A 17,171-nucleotide genomic window follows, 5' to 3' on the forward strand; every position below is an offset into this window, starting at 1 on the left:
GTCCTCGCTCACATTAGAACCGATCTAAGGCGACCGATTAGAACTTATCTAAGATCATCGACGCGCATACCGGATTGACTTCATCTCCCCCTTTGCTTCCTTCGACGCGGCTCGCATAGCGCGCACGGCAGAGGAGAAGGTGTTCGTGAAGGTCATTCGTGTTGTTGCCATCGCACTGACGATCGGGATGGGCATGGGGTCGGCGGCCATGGCCGACGGTTTCAAGAACTGCACAAAGCTCGACAAGGCGTCGTGGAAGCCGGCCAGCGAAGCCGAAGCCAAGGCCAAGGCCCTGGGCTACGAGGTGCGGCGATCCAAGATCGAGGGCTCGTGCTACGAGGTCTACGGTGTCAAGGAAGGCAAGCTCTACGAGCTGTTCTACAGCCCCGAAGACCTCAGCCTGAAGCACACGATCGCGAAGTAAACCGCCAAGTAAACTTCCAGGCGAATCGTCAAGCTGGCGGTGAAGGAGGCCGCGCGGATTGATCTGCGCAAGGCTGGGCTCAAGGATGGTCTTCGCTTGATTGAGGATGCGATCCCGAAAGCGCGCGGGGCGTCCGACAGGGCCCTTGCGGATCGAACCGCTTCGCGGACGGTTTTGGTCTGGGACCTGCCGCTGCGCCTTTGGCACTGGAGCCTCGCGGCCTGCGTTCTGGTCGCGTGGTTCACGCCGACCGTCTATGATCGGCTTCACCGCTTCGTCGGCTATGCGGTGCTTGGGCTCCTCGCCTTCCGGCTCGTCTGGGGCTTCTGGGGAAGCCGCTATTCGCGTTTCCGCATGATGAGGGCCAGGCTCCGGGCCGCGCCAAGCTATCTCTGGAATCTGCGCCGCGGCATCACCGGCCGCTATATCGGGCTCAATCCGGCCGGCACGGTGATGCTCGTGGCGCTGCTGGTCTCGCTGGCCGTTTCGGCGATCACCGGCGCGATGTCGGTCACCGTCACGTTCTTCGGCGTCTGGTGGGTCGAGGACACCCACCATTATTCGTCGGACGCGGTCATCGTCCTCGTCGTGCTGCATGTGGTGGGCGTGCTGCTGATGGGGATTCTCCAGCGCGAGAATCTGACCCGCGCGATGCTCACCGGCCGCAAGCACATTCGCAATCGTCCCTAGAGATTCGTCTCCGCTCGTTCCGTGGCGCTTTCCGGCGCGGCGCCGTCGCGCGCCGGTGGTCGGCAAAGTTCAAATTGCGCCGATGAGTTTAATGCGTCGATAAGCATCCAATCAGTCACGGCACAAAATCAACGCGATTGGCCCGTTTCTATCTCGGCAATGTTGCCGATGGAGCGGCTTGGATGTTTCGTGTCTTGTCTTGCCTTACCGTCGAACATGATGTTCGGCTCGTCGTGCTCGCCGGTTTGGTCTGCTTCGTTGCCAGCATCGTCGCGGTCAGTATCTTCCATCGTGCGATCGCGGCGCGCGCAAGAACGCGCCTGATCTGGATCGCGATCGCCGGCGCCGCCATCGGCTACGGCATCTGGGCAACGCATTTCGTCGCCATGCTCGCCTACGAGCCGGGCGTTGCGACCGGCTACGGCATCGTGCTGACGTCGCTTTCGCTGGCCACCGCAATGTTTCTGACGTCGGTCGGCTTCGGCGTCGCGGCCGGCGATTCCGGCCGGTGGCGCCCGGGGACAGGCGGCATCATCATCGGCGGCGGCATTGCCAGCATGCATTATCTCGGAATGTGGGCACTTGAAGTGCCCGGCCGCGTCGCGTGGTCGCTGGATCTCGTGCTCGTCTCGATCGTTCTCGGCATGTGCTTCGGCTATGCCGCCCTGGCTGTCGCGATCAAGTATCGGAACTACCAGGGCACGCTCGCGGCGGCAGTCCTGCTGACGCTTGCCATCATGTCGCATCACTTCACGGCGATGGGTGCGGTGCATATCACGCCGGATCCCACGCGCGCGACGAGCACCCTGTCGCTGTCCCCGGCCGTTCTCGCGCTTGCGATCGCCGGTGTCGCACTGTCCGTGCTGGGCATGAGCCTGATCGGCGTGCTGGCCGATCGTCGCCTGGCAAGCAGAACCGCCAGGTTTGAGGAGATCATCAGCCAGCTTTCGGTTGCCCGTCAGCAGCTCGAAGATTCCCAGCGAGAATTGCAGGAGCAGACGCTGAGGCTTGACACGGCCATCAACCACATGGTCGAGGGCCTTTGCATGTTCGATGCCGAGAAGCGGCTCGTCATATGCAACGAGCGCTACGCCAGATTGTACCGGCTGCCGCCGGAGCTGTTGCGTGCGGGAACCGCGCACCGCGACATCATCCGGCATCGCATCATGAACGGCATACTCGACGGCGATGCCAGCGATTTGGCCGCCGAACGGCAGATCGCCAAGCTCGATGCATTGCCGGTCCATGCGGTTTCGAGCCGGATCGACGCGTTCGCCGACGGCCGGCTGATCTGCGTGACGCGGCAGCCGATGGCCGGCGGCGGCTGGGTGGCCACGCATCTCGACGTCACGGAGCAGCGCCGGTCCGAAGCCAAGATCACCTATATGGCGCAACACGACGCCCTGACGGAGCTGCCGAACCGCGTCCTGCTCAGAGCGCGCTTGGAGCATGCTCTGGCCGTCACGCGTGACGGAAATCTCCATTTGGCGGTCCTGATGCTCGACCTCGATCGATTCAAGGAGATCAACGACACGCTCGGACATCCGGCAGGCGACTCGCTGCTGCGTTCAGTCGCGGCCCGCTTGCAGAATTGCGGCAGGGAGACGACGTTCATCGCTCGACTGGGCGGCGACGAATTCGCCGTCGTCGACTACGTGACAAGCCCGGCCATGGACGCGGCGGCCTTGGCCGAGGCGATCAAAGGCGCGCTCTGCGAACCGTTTGATCTCGGCGATCACCAGGTCATCGTGGGCACCAGCATCGGAATCGCCATCGCGCCTCGCGACGGGGCCGATTCAGACACGATCCTCAAGAGCGCCGATCTCGCCCTCTACGCGGCGAAGGGCGGCGGACGCGGCGCATTCCGTTTCTTCGAGCCAGAGCTCGATCAGCGCATGCACGTCCGCCGCAACCTGGAAAAGGATCTGCGGAAGGCGCTGGCGCGGGGCGAATTCGAGCTTCATTACCAGCCGTTCGTGAGCGTGGAGAGCGGACGAATCTGCGGCTATGAGGCGTTGTTGCGGTGGCATCACCCCGAGCGTGGTCTGGTCTTGCCGGGCGAGTTCATTCCGCTCGCGGAGGAAACCGGCCTGATCCTTCCCATCGGCGAATGGGTCCTGAGGACCGCCTGCGCCGAAGCAGCCAAGTGGCCCTCCGATCTGAAGATCGCGATAAACCTGTCTCCCGCGCAATTCAGAGGCAAGGAGCTCGTCGCCTCGATTGTCGGCGCATTGGCAAATTCGGGAATTGCCTCGAACAGGCTTGAGCTTGAGGTTACCGAGACCGTCATCATGCACGACAGTGGGGCTGTATTCGCCGCGCTCGGCCAATTGCGCAAGCTCGGCGTACGGATTGCCCTCGACGATTTCGGCACCGGCTATTCGTCGCTGAGCTTCCTGCAGAAGTTCCCGTTCGACAAGGTCAAGATCGATCGCAGCTTCGTCAGCGAGCTGGCCAGCACGACCGAAGAATCCCATCGGATCGCGCGCGCAGTGATCCGGTTCGCCACCAGCCTCGGCAAGACATCCACGGCCGAGGGCGTCGAAACCGCCGAGCAGCTGGCGATCCTCCGCGAGGAGGGCTGCATCGAGGCGCAGGGCTATTATTTCAGCCGGCCGCTCCAGGCCTCCAGGATCGCGCCACCGGCGCAGCGCAAGGCGGAAGCGGCCATTCACGCAGCCTGAGCGCCGTTCTCACTGCAGCGGCGGATCGCCGCTGGTGCGCTTCTTGGCAAGGTCCATCTCGGTGACGGCGATCAGGATCTCGGCGCGGGTCTTCAGGTCGGGCGCTTCCAGCATGGCCTGCTTCTCGGCGGGGCCATAGGGGGACATCATCGCCAGCGCGTTGACGAGCGCTTCGTTGGGCGCGCTTTCGACGCCCTCCCAGTCGACCTTGAGATTGTTGGCTTTCAGGAAATCCGCCAGCACGGCCAGCAGCGCCTCGCGGTCGACCTCCTCCTCGCCGATGCGCGCGGTGAAGTCGTTGGCGAAGGCGAAGAAGTCCACCTTGCACTGCCGGTAGGCGGTGAGCACGTCGAGCTCCTCGACCACCTTGAAGCGCGAGACGCCGGTGAGCTCGAGGATGTAGCGGCCGTCGCCGGATTCGGCGAGCTGGGTGATGCGGCCGACGCAGCCGACCCGGAACAGCGTCGGCTTGTCGGAATCCTTCGGCGAGTGTGCGACGTCGGGCTGGATCATGCCGATCAGGCGATGGCCGTCGCGGAAGGAATCGTCGACCATCGCAAGGTAGCGCGGCTCGAAGATGTTGAGCGGCATCTGGCCGCGCGGCAGCAGCAGCGCGCCCGGGAGCGGAAACACCGGAATGATCTCCGGGAGGTCGGCGGGGCCGCGATATTCGATATTGATCGGCATCTGCCCGGTCCCCCTGCCCTTGCTAGTGCATGATCCGGATCCGGAGGACCCCGTCGGCGCAAAGTGTGCAGCGGTTTTCCGAACAGATCATGCTCAAAAGAGGGCCTTACGAAAACAGGATCACGAAAACAGGATCGTCGACAAGCGCTTGCGCCCCTCGACCGTTGCATCATCCGTGCCGCCCCACGCCTCGAAGAACTGCACCAGCTGCTTGCGGGCGCCGTCATCGTTCCATTTGCGGTCGCGCTTGACGATCTCGAGCAGCTGCGCAGTGGCAGCAGGGCGGTCGCCTTTCGCGTTGAGCGCGGTCGCCAAGTCGAATCGGGCCTGATGATCGAGCGGGTTTGCGGCGACTTTCTGTTCCAGCTCCGCGACTGGCCCGAGAGACTGCGCCTGCTCGGCGAGATCGATCGTGGTCTGCACGGCCTTGACCGCGGGGTCGTTGCGCTTGGATTCCGGCACCATGGCCAGCGTCTGCTTGGCCTGCTCCATCGCGCCGGAGACGGCGTAGCACTTCGCAAGGCCGGCCAGCGCCGCGATATTGGTCGAATCATGCTGGAGCGCTTCGGCATAGATCTGCGCTGCCGCGGCGGCATCGCCCTCGGCGAGCATCGCCTCGGCCTCCTGCACGATCTCGGCGACGTTGACCTCGCCCGGCGCGACGACGCCCTTGGTCAGCTTTTCGATGAAGGCATTGAGCTGGCTCTCGGGCACCGCGCCCATGAAGCCGTCGGCCGGCTGGCCGTTGACGAAGGCGATCACGGCCGGGATCGACTGGATGCCCATCTGGCCGGGGATCGCCGGGTGCTGGTCGATGTTCATCTTGACCAGCTTGACCTTGCCCTTGGCCGCCCTGACCGCCTTTTCCAGCACGGGGGTGAGCTGCTTGCAGGGCCCGCACCACTCCGCCCAGAAATCGATCAGCACCGGCTGGCGCTTCGATTCCTCGATGACGTCCTTCACGAAGGTCTGGGTGGTGGTGTCCTTGATCAGATCGGCGGCGGCCGGGTTTGCGGCTCCGTTACCCTGGTCGATGATCGTCACGGGATCCCCTTGTCTGATGTCCGGAATGGCGGCTCTTTAGCACGCCGCCGCTTCCTCTGCTGCGCTGTCGGCTCCTAGATTGGGCCGAATGGGCCGAATTTCAATCCATCGCGGCCGATTCGGCGGTTCCGGGGTGGTTTCGGGCTGTTTGGCCGCATCAGGGGTCGATATTGGGCCCCGGATTGCGCATCTACGCCGCCGGTAGCTGTTGCATTCCCCTCCCGCTTTTGGCATACGACAGCCGTTGCCGGCGCGTCACGCGACCGACACAGGATGCGGGTGTAGCTCAGTGGTAGAGCACGACCTTGCCAAGGTCGGGGTCGAGGGTTCGAGCCCCTTCGCCCGCTCCAATTTTTCCCAGAGCATCCGAAATGAGTTGGCTGCCGCCCGCGGAGGCGAGCCGCTTGACGCCATTGTTCTGGTCTCTGGCATGGGGCGCGTAGGTCGCGCTGCCCGAGGTCCCGGAAGCTGCAATGGGTGTCAACCCGCAATTCAGGCCGCCCGGCCCCAGCCTAAACAGCGCGAAGGAGGTGCTTGGTCTTTTCCAGCGCCGCATTCGCGGTCAGCTTGTAGGCGTCCTTGATCGCGAGCTGATTGATCGCCGCGCCCACAAAGTCAGGCTTGAGCTTTTCGATTGCGGCCAGCGTACTGGCGACCCGGTCGCGATACCGCGCCAGCTCCTTGATCATGGATTCCGCATGCAATTCACTGCCAGCTGCGATGTCGAAGATATCGCGTGGCGTGATGCTATTGCCTCTATGGTAGACCTTCTTTGCGATGATCTCTGGAATTGTCTCCAGAAGGATCGTTTCGCCTTCGACTGTCGCTTGCGTCGTCGGCAAGGAGGTGAGGGATGGTGCGACGATAAAATCGATCTGACCAAATTCAAAACCAAGCTTCAGAGACCGTGCACCATCGCCATCGTAGTCGGCAGGCCTGACCTCGAAATTGAAGTCATGCTTCTGTGGATCGAGAAAGGGCAGAACCTGGGGATCCGTGAGAAAGATATCGACATCCTGGCTTATCCGATGATCGATTTGCAGCATCATCGCTGTGCCGCCGCCGAACGTCCAACGATCAATGATGTTCTGTTCGGCGTTGACTTGCCGGATCATCGCACAGGCAATGCGGAAAAGTTGCGCCCAATCGGATTGAGCGCTCATCGGTCACGCCGCGAGTGGATAGGATTGCCCCGAAAATTCGGCAAAGGCCTTCGCTGCGGCAACCAGTTGGTCGTGGCTGATGCCATATGTCTCCGCGAATGCGATTTGCAGTTCGGGTTCAACGTCCCCGAAAAACGACGACATGGGGCCGCAGGCCGCCTTCGCCGAAGCGGGGTCCAGCAGACAATGGACAAGCTCCTGCGCGTCTAGCTTCTTGCTATAGGGCGCATTCACAGTCGACAGAACTAGAACAGGGCTCTTCATCCGCGTCACTATCTCGGTACCCTGTCAATATAGGAGCGACTTGGGTGCATCTACATTCCCTCCGATGGCCTTCGCAGTCAATTTGTTCTTTTTTCGTTCGATCTGCACGGTTAGATTTGCGGTAACGCCTCAATCGAATGCCCGGAACGGACGGCAGTTTTCCGCCGTTGGCGGGTGGGTTCAAATTGATCTCAAATGGCTACTCTGGTCACCGGCAGTGCCGGCCATCTCGGTGAAGCCGTTACCCGCACCCTGCGTGGGCGCGGGTCGCCCGTGCGCGGGATCGATCTGAAGCCTTCGCCCTTCACTGACGCGGTGGGCTCGATCGTCGATCCCGGCTTCGTGCGGCGCCAGATGGACGGCGTCACGGCGGTGATCCACACCGCGACTCTGCACAAGCCGCATGTGGCGACCCACAGCAAGCAGGACTTTGTCGACACCAACGTATCGGGCACGCTCAATCTGCTCGAGGCGGCCGCGGCGGCCGGGGTGAAGAGTTTCGTCTTCACCAGCACGACCAGCGCGTTCGGCTCGCAGCTTCGGCCGGCGGCGGGACAGGCGGCGGTGTGGGTCACCGAGGACCTGCCGTCCGTTCCGAAAAATATCTACGGCACCACCAAGCTGATGGCGGAGACGCTGTGCGAGTTGTTCGTCCGCGAGCGCGGACTTCCGGTCGTGGTGTTGCGGACCTCGCGCTTCTTTCCGGAGGACGACGACGATCCCGCGATGCGGTCGGCTTACGCGCTGGACAACGCGCAGGCCAACGAGCTGCTGTATCGCCGGCTGGATATCGCCGACGCGGTGAGCGCCCATCTGCTCGCCGTCGAGCGCGCGCCCAACATCGGTTTCGCCCGCTACATCATTTCGGCGACCAGCCCGTTCGAGCAGCGTCATCTCGCGGCGCTGGCGCGCGATGCCGCCGGGGTCGTCCGCGAGCTCTATCCGGATTGCGCCCAGCTCTATGCGGCGCGCGGCTGGAGCCTCTTCCCCGAGATCGACCGCGTCTATGTCAACGAGCGCGCGCGGCGCGAGCTGGGCTGGCGGCCCGAATTCGATTTCGCGCATGTGCTGCGCAGCCTGCGCGAGGGGCGCGATTTTCGCAGTGCGCTGGCGCGCGAGATCGGGGCCAAAGGCTATCATGACACGGTGTTCGACGATGGACCCTATCCCGTCGCCGGTTGAGCGCCGCGATCGATGTTTTGCTCGACGAGTCAAGTGCCTGCCGGGTCTCCCCTGAGCGGCGCGGCTTGCGCCGTTCTACTGTGCATGGGGTTGTTTTCGCATTTTTTGTACCGCAGCTCGCCTGGGCCGCGAACGAGGCGCGCGCCGCCTTGATTCCGCATCGCAGCGACAGGGCCGTCGCCACGGTTTGGCCTCGTTGACATTCCGTCTCAATTTTTGCGCGGCGCAACCGCGGTGCATGTGCCGCGCTTCTCAGCGCTCGCAGATGTGCTAACCTTTTTGCGTCTGTCGTTCCGACCGACCCAAAACTTCGCCTCTCGACTTAGCAAAAGAAAATAATGCGCAGCCCTGGCGGCTGCCTTAGGGGAGTGACGCGATGAGATTCCACCGATCCGTCTTTCAATCCGTTCTGGCGCTTGCAGCGGCTGCTCTCCTCACGGGGACCAGCGCCGGCTATGCGCAGCAGCAGGACAAGAACCGGGCGCTGAAGAAATACGAATCCGGCACCAAGGAGTTCTGGACCCGTCCGCCGGATGACTGGTTCCTGGGCGATGAGACCGAGGCGCAGAAGGGCCTTGCGCCGCCCTCGGGTCCGCCGACCGGCGCCTCCGATGCCGAGCTCGCCAACATCGTCAAGAAGATCAAGCTGCCGCAGGGCTTCAAGATCGAGGTCTACGCCTCGGGCGTGCTCGCGGCGCGGCAGATGGCCTGGGGTAACAAGGGCACCCTGTTCGTCGGCTCGTTCGGCCTCGGCAACGTCTATGCCATCAAGGACAATGGCGGGAAGAAGGAGGTCAAGACCATCCTCAAGGGGCTGAACATGCCCACCGGGCTCGCCGTCAGGGACGGCGCGCTCTACGTCATCGCGGTCGACAAGCTGATCCGCTACGACGACATCGAGAACAAGCTCGACAATCCCGGCGAAGGCAAGGTCGTCTATGACGACATGCCGTCCTATGCCGCGCATGGCTGGAAGTACATCGCGGTCGACAAGGAAGGCTGGTTCTTCCTGCCGTTCGGGCCGCCCTTCAACATCGGCATCCCGCCGACCAGCGTGTCGCAGATCCGGCGCGTCGATCCCAAGACCGGCAACGCCGAAATCTGGGCGCTCGGCGTGCGCAACTCGGTCGGCGGCGACGTCGATCCGCGCACCGGCAAGCTCTGGTTCACCGAGAATGCCCGCGACTGGATCAGCGATGATCTGCCCTCGGACAAGCTGAACATGATCAACCGGATCGGCGAGCATTTCGGCTATCCCTATTGCCACCAGGGCAACCTGCCCGACGACAAGTTCGCGATGGGCCACAAGTGCTCCGAGTTCACGCCGCCCGTGCTGAATCTCGGCGCCCATGTCGCCCCGCTCGGCATGAAGTTCTATACCGGCGACCAGTTTCCGGCCGAGTACAAGAACAACATCCTGATCGCCGAACACGGCTCCTGGAATCGGCACAAGTACCAGGGCGCGCGCATCGTGCGCGTGATCGTCGGGCCCGATGGCAAGAACCCGAAGCGGGAGATCTTCGCCTCCGGTTGGCTCGAGGGCGACCAGGGCTATCTCGGCCGACCCAACGACATCATCCTCGCTAAGGACGGATCGATCCTCGTTGCCGACGACTGGGCCGGCGCGATCTATCGCATCAGCTACAGCAAGAAGTAGCGCGCATACGACACGAGGCTGTGGTGCCGGAAGGGCCGCAGCCTCGTTTGCTTCAAGCCCATCCCATCGTTCCGGATTGCGCGCCAGCGCAAGTCCGGAACCCACGGCCCCGAGCCGTGGTTATGGATCCAGGGCGCGTGCTCCGCACGCCCCGGAATCGACGCAGTTGATCAGATCGGAATTCCCTCATGCGCCGGCCATTCATCTCGCACGCAATCAGCGCGGTTGCGCTCCTGGCGCTCGGTGCCGTGCCGGCAGGTGCTGCCGATAATTCCGCGATCAAGGAGAAGGCCTCCGCCTGCGCCGGCTGTCACGGCGAGAACGGCATTTCGCAGACGGAGAACGTCCCCTCGCTCGCCGGGCAGCCCGATCAGTTCATCCAGTGGCAACTGGTGTTCTTCCGCGCCGGCGCGCGCAAGAACGAGCAGATGAAGCCGATCGCGGAGGAGATCACCAACGAGGACATCCGCAGTTTCGGTGCCTATTTCTCGCAAATGGCGCCGCCGAAGGGCCCGGAGGACAAGGATCCGGAGCTGTCGGAAAAGGGCGCGCAGGTTGCCGCCGGCCGCCGCTGTGCGTCGTGCCACACGGACAGCTATGCCGGCACCAAGGCCGTGGCGCGGCTCGCGGGCCAGCGCGAGGAATATCTGGTCAAGGCGCTGCACGACTACAAGGCCGGCCAGCGCATCGGCAACGGCGTCGCTGCGATGGTCGATGTCGCCTATCGCATGAGCGACGAGGAGATCACCGCCGTCTCGCACTATCTCGCGCATTTGAAATAGCGCGGGGTTCGTTGCGGCAAACGCAGCTCGTCATCCCGGGGCGCGCAAAGCGCGAGCCCAGGACGACACACGAGTGTGTAGCTGCAGCTAGCCCGCCCGCTGCTTCTCATACGCCTTCAAATGCGTATAGGCGATGCGCAGCTTGGGCACAGGCACCTTGGCGGCGTCGGCGCGCGCGATGAGGTCGCCGATGACGTGATCGGCCTCGACCGGCAGGCCGGCCTTGATGTCGCGGAACATCGAGGCCGTCATGGGCGAGCCCTCGGTGGTGAGGTTGCCCTTCACACGCTCGAAGAACGGGCCGCCCGGCGGATAGCCCGACGCGGTGGCGATCGCGCTGGTCTCATCCAGCATGCCGAGCAGGAAATCCCGACCGCCGGGCGCTGCGAGGATGTTGCCGACGGAGGTCCGCATCAGGCTGGTGGATGCCGCCAGCGAGGCGAGGAACACCCACTTCTCCCACATGTCCTGCATGATGTTCTGGCTGGCGGCGGCGCCGGTAATGCCGCTCTTGAAAGCTTCGTCGATCGCCTTGACGCGATCGGACAGCTTGCCGTCGCGCTCGCCGTAGCTGAGCGCCTGCATCGGCTGGAGCTGTACCACCTCACGCTGCTCGTTCAAGGTCGCGGCGATCGCGCAGAGGCCGCCGAGCACGCGCTCCTTGCCGAACTTGGCGTCGAGGATGTCGAGATGCTTCATGCCGTTCAGCATCGGGATGATCGCAGTGTTCGGCCCGACGGCGGCCGCGAACGACTTGATGGCATCGTCGAGATCGAACGCCTTGCAGCTGAGCAGCACGACGTCGAACTTGTCCTTGAGCGCGTCGGCCTGCACGGTCGGCGGATTCTTCAGGGTCACGTCGCCATTCGGGCTCTTGATGACGAGCCCGGCGCTGGCGAGCTCGCCGGCCCGGCGCGGCCGGACCAGGAAGGTGACGTCGCGGCCGGCCTGCAACAGCCTGCCACCAAAATAGCCGCCGATGGCGCCGGCGCCGACCACGAGGATACGCATGCGAAAGCTCCGTTGAACGAGGCGAATGGCGAGTAGGGAATAGCGAATAGGGTGAGAGGCCGCAAATCACGAGTCACAGTTTCACGACTCGCTCTTCACCATTCCCTATTTGCCCCCTTCCAGCACCATCTCCTCGACCTCGCGGAGCTGTTCCTTGCCAAAGAACATCTCGTTGCCGACAAAGAAGGTCGGCGAGCCGAACGCGCCGCGCACGACCGCCTCCTCGGTGTTCTTGATCAGCTTGGCCTTCACCTCGGGTTCCTGCGCGCGGGTCAACAGCTTCTGGGCATCGAGGCCGGAGGACGCCAGCGCCTTCGCCGCGACTTCAGGATCGTCCATCTTCTTCGGCTCGCGCCACATGTGATGGAAGGCGGCCTCGACATAGGCCTCGAACACGCCTTCCGCTTGCGCCGCGATCGCCATGCGCATCAGGTTCAGCGTATTGACGGGAAAGTGCGGATTCCAGACATAGGGCTGCACCTTGAAGCGCTTGATGAAGCGCTCGGTCTCGACCTGCTGGAATTCACGCTTGTTCTTGATGCCGGCGAGCGTCTCGGCCGGCGACCGGTTGTTGGTCGACTTGAAGATGCCGCCGAGCAGGATCGGGACGTATTCGAACCTGACGCCAATGCGCTGCTCGATCGCGGGAATCGCGAGATGGCTGAGATAGGCGTTCGGGCTGCCGAAATCGAACAGGAACTGCGGGGCAATGCGGGTCAAACTCACTCTCCCTGACCTAACTTTCTGATCTGGCTTTTTTCCATTGTGGCGCAGGGCGCGCCACAGGTCTACCGTTTAATGATGGTCATAATACTTTGAGCGTCAGATCAGACGCCGGATCGCGCGCTTGCGCCAGACCGCGAGGTAATAGCCCATCTGCAAGACGAACATGGCGCAGAACACGATGGGATAGGCGGCCCATACGCCCTGAAGACCGATCGTGCGGCTCAGGATCACCGCGGCAGGCAGCTCGATCGCGACGATGGCGAAGATCGAGAGCAGCATCGGCGTCAGCGCGACGCCCGCCGCGCGCATGGCCCCGGAATACACAATGGCCAGACCGAACGGCACCGAGCTCCACAGGGCGATGTCGAGCAGGCCTTTCGCCAGATCGAGCACGGCGGCGTCGGTGATGAAGATGCCGAGGATGGCACGCGGCGCCAGATAGATCAGCGCCACCAGCCCGCCGGTCAGGACGAAGTTGAAGGCGAGCCCGGTGCGCACGATGCCGTCGAGCCGGGTTCTGTCGCCACCGCCGACAGCCTGCGCGCCGAGGATCGAGACGGCGATCGAGATCGACATCGCCGTGAACTGCGTGTAGCCCATCACCTGGTTGACGGCGCCATAGGCGGCCGTGGCGTCCGACCCGTAACCGTTGACCAGGCCGAGCAGGACCAGCTCCGCAATCGCCATCACCACCATGCCGATGGCGCTCGGCAACCCGATGCCAAGAATCTTGCCGAGCATGGCGCGGTTCAGCCGCAGCTGACGCAGCAAGGCCGCGTCCGGCGCGAGCGCATGCTTCTTCCGCAGCAGATAGACGGCGAGCGCGATCAAGGTGAGCGCGTTCGCGATCGCGGCCGCCCATGCCGGGCTGGCGACGCCGGCCGGCGGCAATCCGAACGACCCGCGGATCAGCAGCGGGGTCAGGATCAGGCCGATCGCAGTCGACAGCGCCAGCGCCAGCAGCGGCGTCAACGCATCGCCGACGCCGCGGATCATCGCCGTCATCAGCAGGAAGACGAAGCCGAGCGGCATGGTGAGCAGCATGATCCGCGCATAGGTGCTGGCGGAATCGAGAATGTCCGCGGGTGTGGCGAGCGCCATCATCAATTGACGGGTGAAGAGGCCGCCGATCAGCGCAACCGAAGTGGAGAGCAGAAGGCCGATCGCGAGCGTCGTGCCCGCGATGCTTCTGATCTTGTCGGGCTCGCGCGCGCCGAAGGCCTGGCCGATCAGGACGGTCGCCCCGGTGCTGAGGCCCATGACGAAGGCGAACAGGAAGAACATCACGGGGAAGAACACCGAGACCGCCGCCAGCGCGTCGACGCCGATCATCTGGCCGAGATAGACGTTGCTGACGGTGCCGAACAGCGATTGCAGCGCGTTGCTCAGCATCAACGGCGCGAGGAAGCGGAGGAATGTCCTCCAGAGCGGTTTTGGGGCGGACATGGATCGGCCTTTCATCAGGGCGTGCGAGGCCGTTGCCGCGCAAGGTGCGCGGCTCGGCCGTCGATGGAGGTTGTGAAGAGCGCCGCGCGGTTTACGCGCGGTCGCTGTAGGCGAGCTTGACGATGTGGTCGCGGATGTCGGCCGGCCAGTCGGCGATCAGCGCGGTGAAGCGCCGCCGGTCGTCTGCGAACAGCGCGCGCGAAGCGTCCTCGAACCGCGGCAGATTGCCGGCCATGGTCGACATGAAGTGATAGGCCGCATCGCGCGCCTGCCGCTCGCGGTCCTTGTCGCCGCTGGCGCGCCTCGCCTCGTCGACGAGCTTGCGCAACGCGACCGAGGCGCCGCCCGGCTGCGCGCCGAGCCACTCCCAGTGCCGCGGCAACAGCGTCACCTCGCGCGCGACGACGCCGAGCTTGGGCCGGCCGCGGCCGCGCGGCTCGCTCGGTGGCGTGCTCGCCTCGACCGGCGGCGGGACGAGCTTGGCCAGCCGCGCCAGCACCTCGCGATCGCCGCCACGCAGATCGAAGTCGATCGATCGGCCCGTGGCGTCCTCGAAGATGATGATGGCCTCGTCCGGCCGAGGCGCCACTCGCTTGACGACCAGCGCGACTTCGCCTGCGGGTCCGGACACCAGGCGACGTGGTCCCTGGAAGGCGGTGAAAGTCCTTTGCATTGAAATCATTGCCATATTGATGAGGCTAGGGCCATTTAATACCCGGGTAAATTATAAAGGTCAATATACCCGGGTGAAAATATCCGCACCCCGGCTCGACATTGCGCCCCTGGGCTGGCACCAACGGCGCCGCCGCACGACCGCGCTTAGCCACCACGCCTAGCCCTGGGGACCTCACCGATGCTGATTGTTCACCACCTCAACAATTCCCGCTCGCAGCGCGTGCTGTGGCTGCTCGAGGAGCTAGGCGTGCCTTACGAGATCGTGCGCTACCAGCGGCAGCCGGACATGCGTGCGCCGAAGGAGCTGCGCGCCATCCACCCGCTCGGCAAGTCGCCCGTCATCACCGACAACGGCAACACCATCGCCGAGTCGGGTGCGATCATCGAATATATTGTCGCGACCTACGGCAATGGCCGGCTGATTCCGCCGCCTGATACACCGGAGCGGCTGCGCTTCACCTATTGGCTGCATTATGCCGAGGGGTCGGCGATGCAGCCGCTGCTGCTGAAGCTGCTGTTCACGCTGATGCCGAAGCGCGCGCCCGCGCTGCTTCGTCCGCTGGTGCGCAAGGTCTCGAACCAGGCGCTGACCACGCTGGTCAATCCGCAGCTCAAGCAGCACATGGACTATTGGGAAGGCGAGCTTGCGAAGAGCGAATGGTTCGCCGGCAACGAATTCACCGCAGCCGACATCCAGATGAGCTTCCCGCTCGAAGCTGCGCAAGCGCGCGGCGGGCTCGAGCAGGGCCATCCCAAGGCGATGGCATTCCTCGAGCGCATCCACGCACGCCCGGCCTATGCGCGTGCGCTGGAAAAGGGCGGGCCGTACGAGGTGGGGCGGTAAGCTTCGCGCCCGTCATTCCGCGGCAGAGGCAGCTATGGTGCGCATTGCGCACCTGGTCCTGCAAGCAAAGCGGTTACTGGCCGGCCGCTTCTGCGCCCCTTGTGCGGGGGTCGGGCGCGCCGAGCGGCCCGTTCGGCGACACGAGAATCGAATTGGCCGATGTCTGCCCCATCGGCTCGACGATCGCATGGCCTCTCGCCTTCAGTTCGAGCAGCACATCCTCGGCAAAGCCGCGCTCGATCCGCACTTCGTCGGGCAACCATTGGTGATGCAGCCGTGGCGCCGCGACGGCGGCCGCGACATCCATCTTGTAGTCCAGGACGTTCACGATCACCTGCAGCACGCTGGAAATGATGCGGCTGCCGCCGGGCGAGCCCGTCACCAGCACCGGCTTGCCGTTCCTGAGCACGATGGTCGGCGACATCGACGAGAGCGGACGTTTGCCAGGTCCGGGCAGATTGGCCTCGAAGCCGACGAGGCCGTAGGCATTGGAGGCGCCGACCGCGGCGGTGAAATCGTCGAGCTCGTTGTTGAGCAGCACGCCGGTGCCGTCGGCAACGAGGCCGACGCCGTAGCTGAAGTTCAGCGTGTAAGTGTTGCTGACCGCGTTGCCGCGGGAATCCACTACGGAGAAATGCGTGGTGTTGCTGCCCTCGCGCGGCGAGGGAGCCGCGGCTGCGAGCTCTTTCGACGGCGTGGCGCGATCGACCGTGATGCCGGAGCGCAGTTTGGCGGCATAGTCCTTCGCGGTGAGCGTCTCGATCGGTGCGTTGACGAAGGCGGGATCGCCGAGATAGCGCGCGCGGTCCGCATAGGCCCGCTTCATGGCCTCAATCAAGAGATGCAGGGATGCCGGCGATCCCTGCTTCAAATCGCCAAGCTGAAAGCCCTCGAGGATGTTGAGCGTTTCCACCAAGACGGTGCCACCGGACGAGGGCAGCGGCATCGACACGATGTCGTAGCCGCGATAGGTGCCGCGCACCGGCGCGCGGATCACGGCCTGATAGGCCTTCAAATCGGCCGGCGTCATGATGCCGCCGGCATCAGCCACGGCTTTGGCGAGCTTTTCCGCGACCGGTCCCTCATAGAAGCCTCGCGGTCCCTGTGCCGCGATGGCCGACAGCGTTTCGGCAAGCTCGCCCTGCATCAACCTGTCGCCCTCGCGAAGCGGCGTGCCATCGGGCCGCGAGAAGATTTTGGCGGTCGAAGGCCAGCGTGCCAGCCGCCGGTGCCAACCGGGCAGCGTATCGGCGATGTCGTCGCTGACGACGAAACCATCGCTGGCGAGCGCAATCGCAGGCTTGAGCAATTGCGCCAGCGTGAACTGGCCCGAGCCGTATTTCTCCAGTGCCAGACTGAGCCCCGCGACCGTGCCGGGAACGCCGACGCCAAGGGCGGAATCCCGTGACTTCGCCGGATCAGGCTTGCCGTCGGCGCCGAGAAAGATCTGCGGCGTGGTCGCCGCCGGCGCCGTCTCGCGGTAGTCGATCGTGATGTCTTCGTTGCGGTCGGCGGAATGGATCACCATGAAGCCGCCGCCGCCGATATTGCCGGCACGCGGATAGGTCACGGCCATCGCAAAGCCGGTCGCGACGGCCGCATCGACCGCATTGCCACCGCGCCGCAGGATCTCGGCGCCGACTTGCGCGGATATCTTCTCCTGCGCGACCACCATGCCGTGTTCGGCGGCAATGGCGCGCACCGTGCCGGGCGCGGCGGGAACATAAGCCTGTCGCGCGTCCTGGGCAGTCGCGGCTGCGAAGCCGAACGCGAGAATGGCTATGACGGCGAAAACCGTCCGCCGTGTCGAATATGACGACATTATCAAACTTCCGCCGGGGCTTCGGACCGGTTCACACGCCTCGCCGCAATGCTATACGGTTTGACTCAAG

The 17,171-nt window shown here is 64.1% G+C and carries 17 protein-coding genes and 1 tRNA gene; 8 read left to right on the forward strand and 10 right to left on the reverse strand.

All coding sequences use genetic code 11. The annotated features are described in order from the left end of the window. The first annotated feature begins 145 nt into the window (after window positions 1-145). Both DCM79_RS06420 and DCM79_RS06425 read left to right on the forward strand, forming a co-directional pair. Window positions 146-424 (forward strand): PepSY domain-containing protein, encoded by a 279-nt coding sequence (locus DCM79_RS06420; RefSeq protein ID WP_028133416.1) that lies wholly within the window; start codon window positions 146-148, stop codon window positions 422-424. 96 nt (window positions 425-520) lie between these two features. After that, window positions 521-1,114 carry a cytochrome b/b6 domain-containing protein gene (locus DCM79_RS06425; RefSeq protein ID WP_257179140.1) on the forward strand — a complete coding sequence of 198 codons (594 nt, stop codon included), beginning with the start codon at window positions 521-523 and terminating at the stop codon, window positions 1,112-1,114. 128 nt (window positions 1,115-1,242) lie between these two features. Here the strand turns inward: DCM79_RS06425 and DCM79_RS06430 are convergent, their stop codons facing one another. Further along, complete coding sequence (locus tag DCM79_RS06430) at window positions 1,243-1,404, reverse strand: hypothetical protein (protein WP_257180940.1); 162 nt, start codon at window positions 1,402-1,404, stop codon at window positions 1,243-1,245. Between DCM79_RS06430 and DCM79_RS06435 the strand changes: the two genes are divergently transcribed. After that, window positions 1,348-3,798 carry an EAL domain-containing protein gene (locus DCM79_RS06435; protein ID WP_257180709.1) on the forward strand — a complete coding sequence of 817 codons (2,451 nt, stop codon included), beginning with the start codon at window positions 1,348-1,350 and terminating at the stop codon, window positions 3,796-3,798. The genes DCM79_RS06430 and DCM79_RS06435 overlap by 57 nt on opposite strands. Before the next feature lie 9 nt (window positions 3,799-3,807). Here the strand turns inward: DCM79_RS06435 and DCM79_RS06440 are convergent, their stop codons facing one another. Both DCM79_RS06440 and trxA read right to left on the reverse strand, forming a co-directional pair. Further along, window positions 3,808-4,485 carry an LON peptidase substrate-binding domain-containing protein gene (locus tag DCM79_RS06440; RefSeq protein ID WP_257179141.1) on the reverse strand — a complete coding sequence of 226 codons (678 nt, stop codon included), beginning with the start codon at window positions 4,483-4,485 and terminating at the stop codon, window positions 3,808-3,810. A gap of 120 nt (window positions 4,486-4,605) precedes the next feature. Further along, window positions 4,606-5,529 carry a thioredoxin gene (gene trxA / locus DCM79_RS06445; RefSeq protein WP_257179142.1) on the reverse strand — a complete coding sequence of 308 codons (924 nt, stop codon included), beginning with the start codon at window positions 5,527-5,529 and terminating at the stop codon, window positions 4,606-4,608. Window positions 5,530-5,804: 275 nt separating this feature from the next. Here trxA and DCM79_RS06450 point away from each other — a divergent pair. Further along, a tRNA-Gly gene (locus DCM79_RS06450) sits at window positions 5,805-5,879 on the forward strand. Between the two features lie 162 nt (window positions 5,880-6,041). Here DCM79_RS06450 and DCM79_RS06455 read toward each other — a convergent pair. After that, window positions 6,042-6,692, reverse strand: coding sequence for a nucleotidyl transferase AbiEii/AbiGii toxin family protein (locus DCM79_RS06455; protein ID WP_257179143.1), 651 nt, complete (start codon window positions 6,690-6,692; stop codon window positions 6,042-6,044). Window positions 6,693-6,695: 3 nt separating this feature from the next. Next, on the reverse strand, window positions 6,696-6,956 hold the full coding sequence (locus DCM79_RS06460; RefSeq protein WP_257179144.1) for a hypothetical protein: 261 nt from the start codon (window positions 6,954-6,956) through the stop codon (window positions 6,696-6,698). A gap of 195 nt (window positions 6,957-7,151) precedes the next feature. Between DCM79_RS06460 and DCM79_RS06465 the strand changes: the two genes are divergently transcribed. From DCM79_RS06465 to DCM79_RS06475, 3 genes are all read left to right on the forward strand, one after another. Beyond that, window positions 7,152-8,138 carry an NAD(P)-dependent oxidoreductase gene (locus tag DCM79_RS06465; RefSeq protein WP_257179145.1) on the forward strand — a complete coding sequence of 329 codons (987 nt, stop codon included), beginning with the start codon at window positions 7,152-7,154 and terminating at the stop codon, window positions 8,136-8,138. A gap of 376 nt (window positions 8,139-8,514) precedes the next feature. Next, window positions 8,515-9,795 carry a sorbosone dehydrogenase family protein gene (locus DCM79_RS06470; RefSeq protein WP_257179146.1) on the forward strand — a complete coding sequence of 427 codons (1,281 nt, stop codon included), beginning with the start codon at window positions 8,515-8,517 and terminating at the stop codon, window positions 9,793-9,795. Between the two features lie 188 nt (window positions 9,796-9,983). Beyond that, on the forward strand, window positions 9,984-10,577 hold the full coding sequence (locus tag DCM79_RS06475; protein WP_257179147.1) for a c-type cytochrome: 594 nt from the start codon (window positions 9,984-9,986) through the stop codon (window positions 10,575-10,577). Window positions 10,578-10,664: 87 nt separating this feature from the next. Here the strand turns inward: DCM79_RS06475 and panE are convergent, their stop codons facing one another. The 4 genes from panE to DCM79_RS06495 form a co-directional block, all read right to left on the reverse strand. Continuing rightward, the gene (panE, locus tag DCM79_RS06480) at window positions 10,665-11,588 is read right to left on the reverse strand and encodes a 2-dehydropantoate 2-reductase (protein WP_257179148.1); all 924 of its coding nucleotides are present in this window, start codon (window positions 11,586-11,588) and stop codon (window positions 10,665-10,667) included. Between the two features lie 105 nt (window positions 11,589-11,693). Beyond that, on the reverse strand, window positions 11,694-12,308 hold the full coding sequence (locus DCM79_RS06485; protein ID WP_257179149.1) for a 2-hydroxychromene-2-carboxylate isomerase: 615 nt from the start codon (window positions 12,306-12,308) through the stop codon (window positions 11,694-11,696). A 102-nt stretch (window positions 12,309-12,410) separates the two neighbouring features. Continuing rightward, window positions 12,411-13,760 carry an MATE family efflux transporter gene (locus DCM79_RS06490; protein ID WP_257179150.1) on the reverse strand — a complete coding sequence of 450 codons (1,350 nt, stop codon included), beginning with the start codon at window positions 13,758-13,760 and terminating at the stop codon, window positions 12,411-12,413. Between the two features lie 91 nt (window positions 13,761-13,851). Further along, window positions 13,852-14,448 (reverse strand): DUF2239 family protein, encoded by a 597-nt coding sequence (locus tag DCM79_RS06495; protein ID WP_257179151.1) that lies wholly within the window; start codon window positions 14,446-14,448, stop codon window positions 13,852-13,854. Between the two features lie 165 nt (window positions 14,449-14,613). Between DCM79_RS06495 and DCM79_RS06500 the strand changes: the two genes are divergently transcribed. After that, window positions 14,614-15,279 (forward strand): glutathione S-transferase family protein, encoded by a 666-nt coding sequence (locus DCM79_RS06500; protein WP_257179152.1) that lies wholly within the window; start codon window positions 14,614-14,616, stop codon window positions 15,277-15,279. Window positions 15,280-15,352: 73 nt separating this feature from the next. Here the strand turns inward: DCM79_RS06500 and ggt are convergent, their stop codons facing one another. After that, window positions 15,353-17,101, reverse strand: a complete 1,749-nt coding sequence (gene ggt / locus DCM79_RS06505) for a gamma-glutamyltransferase (protein WP_257179153.1) — start codon at window positions 17,099-17,101, stop codon at window positions 15,353-15,355. Between the last annotated feature and the right edge of the window lie 70 nt (window positions 17,102-17,171).

Origin of the sequence: Bradyrhizobium sp. WBOS07, from assembly GCF_024585165.1 — a bacterium.
In the GTDB taxonomy this organism is placed as follows: Bacteria; Pseudomonadota; Alphaproteobacteria; order Rhizobiales; family Xanthobacteraceae; genus Bradyrhizobium; species Bradyrhizobium japonicum_B.

What these genes read in the sequence shown, in the direction of transcription:
- DCM79_RS06430 (WP_257180940.1), bottom strand. Translation starts at nt 1,404, where the DNA reads ATGGAAGATACTGACCGCGACGATGCTGGCAACGAAGCAGACCAAACC.
- DCM79_RS06440 (WP_257179141.1), bottom strand. Translation starts at nt 4,485, where the DNA reads ATGCCGATCAATATCGAATATCGCGGCCCCGCCGACCTCCCGGAGATC.
- DCM79_RS06455 (WP_257179143.1), bottom strand. Translation starts at nt 6,692, where the DNA reads ATGAGCGCTCAATCCGATTGGGCGCAACTTTTCCGCATTGCCTGTGCG.
- DCM79_RS06460 (WP_257179144.1), bottom strand. Translation starts at nt 6,956, where the DNA reads ATGAAGAGCCCTGTTCTAGTTCTGTCGACTGTGAATGCGCCCTATAGC.
- DCM79_RS06465 (WP_257179145.1), top strand. Translation starts at nt 7,152, where the DNA reads ATGGCTACTCTGGTCACCGGCAGTGCCGGCCATCTCGGTGAAGCCGTT.
- DCM79_RS06470 (WP_257179146.1), top strand. Translation starts at nt 8,515, where the DNA reads ATGAGATTCCACCGATCCGTCTTTCAATCCGTTCTGGCGCTTGCAGCG.
- DCM79_RS06475 (WP_257179147.1), top strand. Translation starts at nt 9,984, where the DNA reads ATGCGCCGGCCATTCATCTCGCACGCAATCAGCGCGGTTGCGCTCCTG.
- panE (WP_257179148.1), bottom strand. Translation starts at nt 11,588, where the DNA reads ATGCGTATCCTCGTGGTCGGCGCCGGCGCCATCGGCGGCTATTTTGGT.
- DCM79_RS06490 (WP_257179150.1), bottom strand. Translation starts at nt 13,760, where the DNA reads ATGTCCGCCCCAAAACCGCTCTGGAGGACATTCCTCCGCTTCCTCGCG.
- DCM79_RS06495 (WP_257179151.1), bottom strand. Translation starts at nt 14,448, where the DNA reads ATGGCAATGATTTCAATGCAAAGGACTTTCACCGCCTTCCAGGGACCA.
- DCM79_RS06500 (WP_257179152.1), top strand. Translation starts at nt 14,614, where the DNA reads ATGCTGATTGTTCACCACCTCAACAATTCCCGCTCGCAGCGCGTGCTG.
- ggt (WP_257179153.1), bottom strand. Translation starts at nt 17,101, where the DNA reads ATGTCGTCATATTCGACACGGCGGACGGTTTTCGCCGTCATAGCCATT.